Genomic DNA, 11,743 nt, shown 5'->3' on the forward strand with positions numbered 1-11,743 from the left:
CCTGACCGCCGCCGACTGCGCCATCATGGTGCTGGACGCCGCCAAGGGGATCGAGCCGCAGACGCTGAAGCTGTTCGAGGTCTGCCGCCTGCGCGACATCCCGATCATCACCTTCATCAACAAGCTGGATCGCGAGGCCCAGGACCCGATGGCCCTGCTGGACGACATCGCCTCGCGCCTGCAACTGGACCCGGCGCCGATCTGGTGGCCGGCCGAGAGCGGCAATCGCCTGCGCGGCATGGTCGAAGTCGGCACCGGCCGGTTCCAGCCCTATACCCGCAAGGCCGCCGGCGCCGCCGAGGATCCCGAACACCCCGCCGCCCTTCCCCTGGACCAGGCGGCGCAATATTTCGAGGCCGGCGAGCAGGACGCTCTGACCGAGGCCGTCGAACTGGTCGAGGGCGGCTATCCGGCCTTCGACCGCCAGGCCTTTCTCGAAGGCCACATGACGCCCGTGCTGTGGGGTTCGGCCCTGCGCCATTTCGGCATCGACGAACTGTTGAAGGCCATCGGCGACTGGGCCCCCGCGCCCAAGGTGATGAAGGCCAGGAAAGAAGCCCCGCCCGAGACCCGCAACGCCCCTGCCCCCGTCGAGACCGAGGTCGAACCCGGATCGAACGAAGTCACCGGCTTCGTCTTCAAGGTCCAGGCGAACATGGACCCCAACCACCGCGACCGCATCGCCATGTTCCGCATGGCGTCCGGCGCCTTCAAGCGCGGCATGAAGCTGAAGGTGCAGAACACGGGCAAGTCGCTGTCGGTCAATGCGCCGATCATGTTCTTCGCCTCGGACCGGGAACTGGCCGACGACGCCTTCGCCGGCGACGTGATCGGCATTCCCAACCACGGCGTGCTGCGCGTCGGCGACAGCCTGTCCGAAAGCGGCGTGGTCCGCTTCGCCGGCCTGCCCAATTTCGCGCCGGAAATCCTTCAACGGGTTCGGGTCAAGGATCCGCTGAAAGCCAAGCATCTGAAGAAGGCGCTGGAGGGTCTGGCCGAGGAAGGCGTGACCCAGCTGTTCCGGCCCGAGATCGGCGCGGATTTCATCGTCGGCGCCGTAGGCCAGCTTCAGTTCGAGGTCATGGCCGACCGCTTGGGCGAGGAATACGGGCTGGACGTGGTGTTCGAACCCAGCCCCTATGCCGAGGCGCGCTGGATCGCGCCCGCGCCCGGCGGCGGCGAGGCCGATCTGGAGGATTTCATGGGCAAATACCGCCCGCAGATGGCCCGCGACATCGACCAGGCGCCGGTCTTCCTGGCCAAGTCGAGCTGGGAGACCGGCTATGTCGGCGAACGCTTCCCCAAGGTGGCCTTCACCAAGACCAAGGAACGCGGCTGACCGTCAGGGCAGCTTCTGCGGAACCTTCATGGCCAAGATTTCGCGGGTGCGGCGGGTTATGCCGTACAGCATGCCCGGCTGGCTTTCGTCCCAGTCCACGGCCTGGCCTTCGGCCTCGACACCCAGGGTCTCGACGTGATCCAGAACGCCGCCGCCCATCGGCAGGGCCACGACATAAAGCTCCGGCAGGTCGTGGCCGGTCAGATAGAGGCGGCCGTCCGGTCCCCAGCCACCGCCCGAAACGCTCATCGGGGCGATCCGCTCCAGGATCGAGGGCGGCAGGGCCCAGGCCTCCAGCCGTCGCCACTGATCGTCGAAACGGACCAGGGTGGTATGGCGATGGTCGCGCGGCGCCTCTCCGCCCCGGCCGTCGTAGTTGGCGAACATGGCCCACCACGATCCGTCGTGACGGTCGATCCAGGTGATCGACCCGGTTCCCATGCCCAGGGCGATGCTGCGCCTGTGATGCAGATCGACCGGGTCGAACGTCTCGACCGTGCTGACGTGGGGCGTGGCCGGAAAGTTGGAGCTGGCGCAGACCAGTTCGTCCGCGATCAGATTGCACGAATTGATGTGCGTGAACCGCGCGCGATCGCCGGTCCACTCGGCCTGTTTTTCGCCGCTGGTCTTGTCGTAGCGGACGATGGACCAGTTGGACACGGCGTAGACGGCGTCCGGCCCGACCGCCACGCCCTGGCGCGCGTCGGCGGCGTAGCGTCGGACGGTTTGGGCCTGACCGGCCAGGGCGATGGGCGGGGGCGCGGCATGGTCCGGCGCTGCGGGCGCGGCCTGGGCGGTCGACAGCATCAGGGCGGACAGGAGGACGACGGACATGCGAAACTTTCGAAGACGAAACGGCCGCCTCGATAGGAAGCGGCCGTTCGGAGCCGGATCAGAAGCTGGCGGACAGGCCGACCCAGAAGGTCCGGCCGTAGTTGGCCGATTCCTGCAGATAGGCCCGGCCGGGTCCGGTCACTTCGCGACGGCCCGAGTCCGACAGGTTCTGACCCTCGACGAAGACGGTGACGCCGTTGGCGAAGCGCCAGCTGACCGAGGCGTCATAGACGTGACGCCCTTTCCAGTATTGGTCGGCGTTCGGGATGGTGTCGTTGATCGTCTCCAGGAAGCCGCCGATGTAGTTGTGCGACACCCGCGCCTCCAGCGGACCGCGCTGATACCAGAGCGATTCATTGGTGGTGGTTGACGGCTGCTGGAACAGGCCGGTGTGACGTTTTCCGGCCGTCGTCAGGAAGGTGAACTCTGTGTCCAGGAAGGTGGCGTTGGCGCTGACGCCGAGACCGTCGAACGGCGCCGGCAGCATGGTCAGGGCCTGCTGGAAGGCCACTTCGACGCCCCGGATCTTGGCGGTTTCGGCATTGGTCGGGGTCGAGACGATGACCGCCTCCACGCCCCGGCCCACGTCCAGGTTCTGGACCGAACTTAGGGTGAAGATCTCGTTGTCGATGCTCTTGCTGAACAGGGCGACCGACATCAGCCCGTCGGCCGGATAGTATTCGAAGGACAGGTCGAATCCTTCGCTCTCGCGCGGTTTCAGGCCGGGATTGCCGCGCGACAGCGTCGCCTGGGAGCCGTCGAAGGTCACGTTCTCGCTGGCCGCCAGCGAGCCGAAGTCGGGGCGGCCTATGGTGTTGGTCCAGGCGGCGCGCACCACCACGTCGTCGCGAACGTCCCAGCGCAGGTGCAGGCTGGGCAGCCAGTTGTCGTAGTCGCCGCCGTTCGACACCGGCGTCAGGGTCGAGCCCGTCGCTCGCACCGCGTCCGAGCTGACGTCGGTCTTTTCGTAGCGCAACCCGCCCAGCAGCGTCAGATCGCCGATCCGGTAGCTGGCCTGGGCGTAGCCGGCGAACACGTCTTCGGTCACGTCGTAGTCGCCGGTCGGCAGGGCGGTCGCGACGTTGAAGTTGGCGGTGTTGGCCTCGTAGAAGGCCTCGGCCGTCGCCACGTCGATGCGCGGCGTCAAACGATACTTGCCCTGGATCAGTTTGTCCGGACCCGGACGATCGACTTGGTCCAGCGTATAGAGGAAGCCGCTCTTGGCCGTATAGTCCGTGCGGCTGGAGCTGTAGCTGCGGTCGCTGGAGCGCAGCACGGCGCCGAACTTGGCCTTCAGATTGCGCGTATCGCCGCCGTCGTCGAAGGCGACGTTGAAGCGGGCCTGGGTGGTGTCCTCGTCGGTCTCGACCAGCGACACGCGGCGCTGCTGCAGGTTGAACAGGGCCGGATTGCTGAAGGCCGCCGGATTGGCCGGGGTGAAGACCGGGAAGAAATCCGACGTGTCGTAGCTGAAGCCGAAGTTGGCGTTGGCGGCGGTGCGGAACTCCATCGAGGTGTTCGGCGTCTCCAGCCCCGCCTGCGAATAGACCAGGTCGCCGTCCAGCCGCCATTGCGGCGTGGCGTCCCAGCGGAAGGCGGTGCGGCCCAGGCCGATTTCGCGCCGCGTGATCGGCTGGTTCAGGCCGACGATGTTGCGGCCCGTGGCGAAGGTCCCCGAGGCGGGGGTCTGATTGGTCACGTTGCCGTTCGGCTCGGTGCGGAACTCTGTGCGTTCCTCGTCGTCCTCCATGCGGGCGTAGAGCGCCGAGGCCTCCCAGCGGAAGTCCGTGTTCGGGCGCCATTCCAGCTTTCCGTTCACGCCCGAGCGCTGCTTGGTGTTGTTGTACCAGAACAGGCGCAACTGGGTCGGCACCTGGATGCCGTTGCCGTTCGCGGCGCCCGAATTCACCGGCGCGCCGGCGGTGGTGTATTCGCGGACCGAGGGGGCGGCGGATTCGACCTGGGGAATGTCGTAGTCGAGCTGCTCGTGAGAGGCCCCCACGACCACGCCCCACTGGCCGGCGGCCCCGAAGCGGCGACCGGCGGCGAAGGACAGGCGATAGGACGGGTCGTCGTTGCGCACGTCGCCATGCTGTTCATAAACGCCGTAAGAGGCCATGCCGTTGAAGAAGGGCTTTGCGGCGTCGAAGGCGCTGCGGGTGGCGATGTTGATGACGCCGCCGATGGCGTTCGCGTCGTTCTCGGGCGTCACCGTCTTGATGACCTCGACCCGGCCGGCCATGACCGAGGGCACGATGTCCATCGGCACCGTGCGGGCGCTCTCGTCCACCGAACCGACGAAGGCGCCGTCGATGGTGGTGCGGTTGTAGGTCGAAGCCAGGCCGCGCAGGATCGGCCAGCGCGGCTCGCCCTGGTCCTCCATGACCGAAACGCCCGGAATGCGGCGCAGGGCGGCGGCGGTGTTGTGGTCGGGCAGTTTGCCGATGTCGTCGGCGGATACGGCGTCCATCACCTCGAATTCGGCGCGTTTGACGGCGATGGCGGCGCGTTGGGCTTCGCGCTGGCCCGTGACCACGATCTCGTCGACCTCGGCGGCCTGATCCGCCGCCTGGGCGCGGGCCGAGGCGGCGAAGGCGGCGGTGGCCAGGGCGGTGGTGGCGAGCAGCAGCGGCCCATAGGCGCGAGACGAAATCCTGATGGTCATGACAGTTCCCCCCATGTCGATCCGACGACCGCGCCCTAGGGGGAGCCGACGACAGCAGCGTCACGATTTGGTGGCCGAACGGCGAAGCCTTGGTGAAGTCCGCGTGGCGTTTCGGCCTTCACGCGGAGGGATCACGCGCAGGTGGCGGCGAACGGCGCCGCTTCGGACTTTATTCGGCCGCGCGCCTGGGCCATGGTCCGACGTCGGGCGCGATCGCGCCGGAGGACCGATGTCGTTGCTGTTCGCCCTATCCAGCGCCGTGCTGATGCTGCAGGCCGCGCCGTCCGCGGGGCTGGTCTCGTATGAGGAGGCTGTGCGCTGCGCCGGCCTGACCCAGGCGGCGTCCGAACTGGAGGGCGGCGAGAGCGCGCAAGGCCGGCGGCTGTATGACGCGGCGCTCTATTGGTCGCTGGCGGCGATGCAGGCCGCCACGGCCGCCGGCAAGAGCGCCTCCGCCGCAGAGGCCGAACAGACCCGCGCCCGCATCGCCGCCGTGCGGCAGTTGAACGGCGACGCCGCCCAGGCCAGGGCCGCCCTGCAGCGCTGTCAGCAGAAGACGCCGAACCTGGGCTGAGGTCCGGGTCAAGTCCTGGGGATAAGCGCGTTCGAACCGCTTTCCCGGCGCTGCGTTTGCATTGGACGCCGCAAGCGACGCACTCTGCGTCTCGAAGCGGGATTACAGAGGTCCAGCGCATGTTCGAATTCGGCCGCGATCTTCGAAAACTCTTCGCCCAGGCGCGAGAGAGCGAAGACCTGGGCTGGGTCGAACTGATCGGCCCTGAGCTGCTTCGGGCCGAGGCTCTGCGCGAATCCATCGACGCGGGCCGCGTGTCCTGCAACCGCCCGTTCGAGACCGAACACCGCGCCGCCGCCCTGTGGCGCGAACACGCCCGGCGGACCGGCGCGGCCGAAAGCCTGGAACGGGCGGACCGCTGCGCCGAGAGCCTGGCGCGGTCGGCGGCGAACGAGGATCAGGCGGCCCTGGCGGCGATCGACCAGGCGGCTGCGGCGATGTTGCGGTTCGACCTGTGCGGCGGCCCGGACCGGCTGGATCGCGCCCTGGCTCTCTTGGCCGGCGTCCGTCAGCCGCGCGGGCGTCGAATCGCCTCGGGCCTGGCCGCGATCCACGCCCGGCTGAAGGCGCGCACGGCCCGTTTAGCGGGCGATGTCGACTGTCTGGCCGAGGCGGGCGGGCTGATGGATGCGGCGGTCCAGAGCGACGCGGCCGACGACCTGGATCTGCGCATGGACGCCGCAGGCCTGGCCCTGGAGACCGGCGTGGTGCGGCGCGACGTGCGCCTGCTGGACCAGGCGGGACGCAGCCTGGGCGCCCTGGTCGAGACCGCCTCGCCGGACCACAGGCCCCTGACCCGCGCCCGGGCGCTGGCGCTGTGCGGGGCCGGGCTTTCGGCGCTCGCGGCCATTGCGGGACACCAGGCGGCGCTGAGCCAGGCGCGGACGCTGTTCGACGCCGCGGCCGATCAGTTCACCCCCGATCACAGCCCGCTGGATTGGGTGGCCATCCAGATTCTGCGCGCCGGCGAGGAGGCGCAGCCGCTGATGCTGCTGGCCCAGGCCGAGGCTCTGACCCAGGGCGGCGAACTGGTGCTGGGCGCCGTCGCGCGCGAGCGGCGCATCACGCGAGAGATCGCCTTGGCCGAGGCGGTCGGCGACCTGACGGCCCTGATGACGCTGGAGACCCGGCTGCGCGCGCGGATGGGCGAGGCCGCGCCGCTGGACTGGTCCGCCGACCAGATCGGCATGGCGGAAATCCTGCTGGCGCGCCGCCGCCTGACGGCCGCGCCCGTCGCGGACCTGGGCCTGATCCTGGGCGAGGCGGCCGCGACGGCGCGCGAGCGGGGCGTGGATGTCCTGGCCGACCGGGCCGAACGCCTGCTGGCCGGCGCCGGGGCCTAGCCGCTTCTTTCAGCCGCCCATGGCCACGAAGGCGCCGTTCACGAAGCCGGGCTTGCCGTAGGCCAGGCTTTGGCCGTCGTCGGCCAGGACGCGGCCGCCCGCCGCCTCCAGCACCGCCTGGCCCGCCGCCGTATCCCATTCCGAGGTCGGGCCGGTGCGGGGATAGGCGTCGAAACGCCCCTCGGCGATCAGACAGAATTTCAGCGAGGAGTCCGTGCCTTGCCAACGCGTGCAGCCGTGGCGGGCGGCCAGGCGCGCCGCCTCCTCGTCCGTGACGCTGTGGCTCAGCAGGGCCATTCCCTCCTGCGGGCGGTCGCGCACGCGGATGGGGCGCCATTCCTCGCCCGCATGGGCCTCTCCGGCCTGAAGCGCGCCGAATTGGCGACGATAGGCGCCGCCCTCGGGCCTGTCGGTGCGCCAGGTGGTCGATGTGGCCGGCGCCGTCACCACGCCCGCCGTCGGACGACCGGCATGGATCAGGGCGATGTTGACGGTGAAGGCCTCGCCCCCGCGCACGAAGCCGCGCGTGCCGTCCAGCGGGTCGATCAGCCAGAACCAGTCCTCGGCGGCGGCCGGCGCGCCGTGAACCGAAACAGCCTCTTCCGCCACCGTCTGCACGCCGGGATAAAGCGTCTCCAGCCGGTCCAAGATCAAGGCCTCGGCCGCACGATCCGCCTGGGTGACGGGGCTGTCGTCGGCCTTGGTCTCCACCGCCGCCCCCGTGCGCCAATAGGGCAGGATCAGCCGTGCGGCCTCCTCCGCGATCTCGGCGATGGCCAGGGAGAGCGCGCCGGACTTCAGGTCGCGCTCGAGGTCGGCGGCGGCGGCAACGGAGGGGGAGGCGGTCGTCATTGGCGGGTCGATAGACCATCCGGGCGGTTCCATGAACCGGCAAATCACGGCAACGTCCCGCGCGATACGAACTGTGACCTGAGTGCTCCAGCCGCCATGAAATCGACCCACGACGCAGACGCCGCCTCGATCGACCTTCCCGTCGATGGGACCGAACTGGCCACCTATGTCGCTGCCAAGCTGTGCCATGACTTCATCAGTCCGTCGGGCGCCATCGTCTCGGGCCTGGACCTGATGCAGGATCCGGCCGCCCAGGACATGCGCGAGGACGCCCTGGCCCTGATCGAACAGAGCGCCAGGAAGATGGTCGCCCTGGTCCATTACGCCCGCGTCGCCTTCGGCGCGGCGACCACCAGCGAACGGTTCACGGCGCGCGAGTTGGAAAGCCTGGTGGTCGGCATGACCCAGGGCGGGCGCGCCAGCCTGGACTGGCGTATTCTGGATGGGGAGTTCTCCAAGCCACAGGCCCGCGCCCTGACCAACCTGGCCTATCTGGCCGTCGGGGCCCTGCCGATGGGCGGCTCGGCCGTCATCCGGTCGCGGACCGAGGCCGGCTGGCTCCATCTGGAAGCATTGGCCGAGGGCGCGCGCGCGCGGCTGAAGCCCGAGGCCGTGGTCGGCCTAGCGGGCGAGCGCCTGACCGAGGGGCTGGCCGGTCAGTGGATCCAGCCCTATTGGCTATGGTTGACCGTGACCGAGGCCGGAGGCGCGCTGCACGTCGAGGTTGACGACGGAAAGGTCGCCCTGGCGGTCCGCATGCCCGCCTGAGTCCATTTCCAAACGACTCGTTAACTGGCATCAGGGATATAGTCGGCCCAAGCATCCAAAGGCGAAAGCCGGCGCCATGTCGAGAAGAGGGCCATGAATTTTCGAACCTGCCTGATCGTCGACGACAGCCGCATCATCCGCAAGGTCGCGCGCCGGATCGTCGAGGGGCTGGGTTACGAGGTCGACGAGGCCGCCGACGGCGCCGAGGCCCTGGCCTATTGCGTCGGCGCCATGCCCGACGTCGTCCTGGTCGACTGGAACATGCCGGTTATGGACGGGATCACCTTCCTGCGCCGGCTGCGCACCGCCCCCGGAGGCGACCGGCCCAAGGTGCTGTTTTGCACCATAGAGACCCGGCCCGAAAGGATCGCCGAGGCTCTGGCCGCGGGCGCCGACGACTATGTGATGAAGCCTTTCGATGGCGAAATCCTGCAATCCAAGCTGACGGAGGTCGGAGCGATCGCCGCATGACGCCGGACGATTTCGACAGGCTGCAATCCCTGCTCGCCACCCGCGCCGGCTATCGGCTGTCGCGGGATCGCATCCACCTGGCCGAACATCGGCTGGGGCCGGTGGCGCGCCGGGAGGGCTACGCCAATGTCGAGGCGCTGCTGGCGAATCTGTGGGCCCATCCGGTCGCCTCCTTGGCCTGGGCGGTGATCGAGGCTTTGCTGAACGCCGAGACCTGGTTTCGGCGCGACCGGACGCCGTTCCGCATCCTGGAGAACGAGCTTCTGCCGGCCCTGGCGCGGGCCCGTCCCGACGGCCGGGTCAGGATCTGGTCGGCTGGCTGCTCGACCGGCCAGGAGGCCTGGTCCATCGCCATGGCCGTCCTGGAGACCGGGACCTCGGCCGATCTGATCGCCACCGACCTTTCGCAGCGCGCCATCGAGAAGGCGCGCTCGGGCCTCTACACCGGCTTCGAAATCCAGCGCGGGCTGACGGCCAAGGCCATGCTGCGCTGGTTCGAGCCGATGGAAGACCAGTGGATCGTCAAGCCGGAACTGGCCGACGCCGTGCGCTTCGGCCGCGCCAATCTGCTGGACGAACCCGTCGACGGCGCACGGTTCGACGTCATCTTCTGCCGCAACGTGCTGACCGACATGGAGCCGACGCGGCGCGCGCGATTGCTGGACGGGCTGGAGCGACGCCTGGTCGACGACGGCTGTCTGTTCCTGGGGGCCGATGAACGGCTGGAAGGCGAGACGGTGGCCTTCCGCCCCGTCAACGGCCGGCGGGGCCTGTATGTGAAGGCGCCGTCCGCGCTTCGTCGCGCCGCCTGAACCGCCCGCCGCATGGGCCGGTCAGGCCGCGTGCAATTCCTGCTTCACCCGCTCCGCCAGGGTCTTGATATCCAGGGGCTTGGGCAGGAAGGACACGCCCGTCTCGTCCTGAAGCAAGTCCGAGAAGTCGCTCTCGGCGTACCCCGAGATGAACATGACCGGCGCGTCGCCCAGATAGGGCCGGGCCTTCTTGAGCAGCGACGGTCCGTCCAGGCCGGGCATGATGACGTCGGAGATCATCATGTCGATCTGGCCGGCGTGTTCTTCGGCCAGCAGCAGGGCCTCCTCGCCGTCCGCCGCCTCGATCACCTCGTAGCCGCGCTGGCGCAGCAGGCGGGCGGCGATGCCGCGCACGGCGTCCTCGTCCTCGACGAACAGGATGCGGCCCGCGCCCGACAGGTCGCGCGGCGCCTTGGCCTTGACCTCGATCGGCTGAACCTCGGCAAGCTCGGCCTCGCCTGCAGCCGGCAGGAAAAGACGAAACGCCGCCCCGGCGCCTTCCACATTGCTGACCGCGACATGCCCGCCGGCCTGCTGGGCGATGCCATAGACGGTGGCCAGCCCCATCCCTGTGCCCTCGTTGACCGCCTTGGTGGTGAAGAAGGGCTCGAAAATCTTGTCCAGCAGTTCTGGCGGCACGCCGGGGCCGGTGTCGGACACCTCGATCAAGGCGACTTCGCTGGTGGGGGCTTCGGCCCAGCCCAGGGCGCGCGCTTCCTCGGCGGTCAGGCGCCGGGTCGCGATGGTCACGACGCCCGCCCCCGGCTCGACCACCCCGCGCATGGCGTCGCGGGCGTTGACGGCCAGGTTCATCACCGCCGTCTCCAACTGGCTCTTGTCGGCCAGGACGACCGGCAGGTCGCGGCCGTAATCGGTCTCCAGCCGCACGTCCTCGCGCAGCAGGCGGCGCAGCAGGATGGCGAACTCGCCGACCAGTTCGCCCAGGTCCAGCCGTTCGCGTCGCACCGTGGACTTGCGCGAGAAGGCCAACAGCTTGCGCACCAGGTCTGCGGCGCGGATGGCCGTCTGGCGGATTTCGTTCAGCCCCTCGTAGGACGGATCGCCCACCGGGTGCCGTTCCAGAAGGCCCGACAGCTGAAGCTGGATCGCCGTCAGCAGGTTGTTGAAGTCGTGCGCCACGCCTCCGGCCAGCTGGCCCACGGCCTGCATCTTCTGGGCCTGGTTGAGCTGAAGCTCCATCGACTTCTGGGCCGAGACGTCGAACAGCCAGATGCGGCGGCGCTCGCCCTCGGGCGCCACATAGAGATGCAGCATCTTGTCGGGATAGGCGCGTGCGACCAGTTCGATGGGGCCGGACGATCCGGCCGCCAGCTTGGCCCGCGCCTCGGCCACGCCGGACGGGTCGAACAGGTCGCCGAAGGCGGCGTCGCGGGCGGCGGCCGGGCCGGTCAGCACCGCCAGCGCCGGATTGGCCTCTTGCGCGCGGCCGGCGAACAGGTCGTCGCCGGCGATGACGGCCGAGCCGAACGGCGCGCCGGCGGCCATGGCGCGCGCCTCTCCGGTCGCGGCCGCCGCCGAGGAATGGACCAGGGCGGGGAGGGGGGCGGCGGCGATGGGCAGGACGGCGTCGGGGGCCGCGCGCATCAGGAACCGCCCCTCGCCGGCCCGGCCGATGACCACCTCGACCTCGCGCTGGCCGATCATGACGATGGCGCGGCCAGGCTCGCCCTTTCGCGCCTGGGCGAAGGCCATGTAAAGGGCCTGGGCCGACTTGCCGCGGGGCAGGGCGTTGGTCGCGCCGTTCGCCTCGGCCCAGGCGGCGTTGAAGGCCAGGATCTGACCCGAATCCCACACCAGGGCAGCCGGCTCGGCCATGGCGTCCAGCACCTCGATGGCGGCGTCGCTGCTGGGCCTGACGTTGGTCGCCCGCCGAAAACCGAACAGGCCGATCAAGGCGATCGCCCCGACGGTCAGGATCAGCACAAGCCCCGGCGCCGAGGTCGGATTGCCGCGGAACGCCGGATAGGCCAGGGCCGCGATCGCCGTCACGACGCCGAACGCCATCACGGCCGACAAAAGATCGAACGATGGGCGCCGGGTGGACGTCATACAGCCTCGCGAATC

General features: G+C 69.4%; 10 protein-coding genes. 6 read left to right on the forward strand and 4 right to left on the reverse strand.

All coding sequences use genetic code 11. The features are described 5' to 3' along the window. Nucleotides 1-1,339, forward strand: a 1,339-nt coding sequence (locus DI624_RS11285) for a peptide chain release factor 3 (RefSeq protein WP_291538481.1), incomplete at its 5' end; no start/stop codon positions are given. 3 nt (nt 1,340-1,342) lie between these two features. On the opposite strand, the gene DI624_RS11290 is transcribed toward DI624_RS11285, so the two are convergent. Further along, a complete protein-coding gene (locus tag DI624_RS11290) occupies nt 1,343-2,173 on the reverse strand; it encodes a hypothetical protein (protein ID WP_314187370.1) in 831 nt (276 codons plus the stop codon). 58 nt (nt 2,174-2,231) lie between these two features. Beyond that, on the reverse strand, nt 2,232-4,838 hold the full coding sequence (locus DI624_RS11295) for a TonB-dependent receptor (protein ID WP_291538484.1): 2,607 nt from the start codon (nt 4,836-4,838) through the stop codon (nt 2,232-2,234). Between the two features lie 229 nt (nt 4,839-5,067). On the opposite strand from DI624_RS11295, the gene DI624_RS11300 reads away from it, so the two are divergent. After that, nucleotides 5,068-5,412 (forward strand): hypothetical protein, encoded by a 345-nt coding sequence (locus DI624_RS11300; protein ID WP_291538487.1) that lies wholly within the window; start codon nt 5,068-5,070, stop codon nt 5,410-5,412. Nucleotides 5,413-5,531: 119 nt separating this feature from the next. Further along, entirely contained in the window at nt 5,532-6,755 is a 1,224-nt protein-coding gene (locus DI624_RS11305; protein WP_291538489.1) for a hypothetical protein, read from the forward strand. Between the two features lie 9 nt (nt 6,756-6,764). On the opposite strand, the gene cysQ is transcribed toward DI624_RS11305, so the two are convergent. Next, nucleotides 6,765-7,607, reverse strand: a complete 843-nt coding sequence (cysQ, locus tag DI624_RS11310; RefSeq protein ID WP_291538491.1) for a 3'(2'),5'-bisphosphate nucleotidase CysQ — start codon at nt 7,605-7,607, stop codon at nt 6,765-6,767. A gap of 96 nt (nt 7,608-7,703) precedes the next feature. On the opposite strand from cysQ, the gene chpT reads away from it, so the two are divergent. From chpT to DI624_RS11325, 3 genes are all read left to right on the forward strand, one after another. Further along, nucleotides 7,704-8,375 carry a histidine phosphotransferase ChpT gene (gene chpT, locus DI624_RS11315; protein WP_291538492.1) on the forward strand — a complete coding sequence of 224 codons (672 nt, stop codon included), beginning with the start codon at nt 7,704-7,706 and terminating at the stop codon, nt 8,373-8,375. A 93-nt stretch (nt 8,376-8,468) separates the two neighbouring features. Beyond that, nucleotides 8,469-8,846: a response regulator gene (locus DI624_RS11320; protein ID WP_291538495.1), complete on the forward strand. Its 378-nt coding sequence runs from the start codon at nt 8,469-8,471 to the stop codon at nt 8,844-8,846. After that, the gene (locus tag DI624_RS11325; RefSeq protein WP_291538497.1) at nt 8,843-9,658 is read left to right on the forward strand and encodes a protein-glutamate O-methyltransferase CheR; all 816 of its coding nucleotides are present in this window, start codon (nt 8,843-8,845) and stop codon (nt 9,656-9,658) included. Before DI624_RS11320 ends, DI624_RS11325 begins: the two co-directional genes overlap by 4 nt. A 21-nt stretch (nt 9,659-9,679) precedes the next feature. Here DI624_RS11325 and cckA read toward each other — a convergent pair whose 3' ends face one another. Then, a complete protein-coding gene (gene cckA, locus DI624_RS11330) occupies nt 9,680-11,728 on the reverse strand; it encodes a cell cycle histidine kinase CckA (RefSeq protein ID WP_291538499.1) in 2,049 nt (682 codons plus the stop codon). Nucleotides 11,729-11,743 lie beyond the last annotated feature (15 nt).

It is taken from the genome of Brevundimonas sp., from assembly GCF_003248455.1.
Taxonomy (GTDB): Bacteria; Pseudomonadota; Alphaproteobacteria; order Caulobacterales; family Caulobacteraceae; genus Brevundimonas.

Excerpts from the sequence above, each read along its gene's own strand:
- DI624_RS11290 (WP_314187370.1), bottom strand. The coding sequence starts at position 2,173 with ATGTCCGTCGTCCTCCTGTCCGCCCTGATGCTGTCGACCGCCCAGGCC.
- DI624_RS11295 (WP_291538484.1), bottom strand. The coding sequence starts at position 4,838 with ATGACCATCAGGATTTCGTCTCGCGCCTATGGGCCGCTGCTGCTCGCC.
- DI624_RS11300 (WP_291538487.1), top strand. The coding sequence starts at position 5,068 with ATGTCGTTGCTGTTCGCCCTATCCAGCGCCGTGCTGATGCTGCAGGCC.
- DI624_RS11305 (WP_291538489.1), top strand. The coding sequence starts at position 5,532 with ATGTTCGAATTCGGCCGCGATCTTCGAAAACTCTTCGCCCAGGCGCGA.
- cysQ (WP_291538491.1), bottom strand. The coding sequence starts at position 7,607 with ATGACGACCGCCTCCCCCTCCGTTGCCGCCGCCGCCGACCTCGAGCGC.
- chpT (WP_291538492.1), top strand. The coding sequence starts at position 7,704 with ATGAAATCGACCCACGACGCAGACGCCGCCTCGATCGACCTTCCCGTC.
- DI624_RS11320 (WP_291538495.1), top strand. The coding sequence starts at position 8,469 with ATGAATTTTCGAACCTGCCTGATCGTCGACGACAGCCGCATCATCCGC.
- DI624_RS11325 (WP_291538497.1), top strand. The coding sequence starts at position 8,843 with ATGACGCCGGACGATTTCGACAGGCTGCAATCCCTGCTCGCCACCCGC.
- cckA (WP_291538499.1), bottom strand. The coding sequence starts at position 11,728 with ATGACGTCCACCCGGCGCCCATCGTTCGATCTTTTGTCGGCCGTGATG.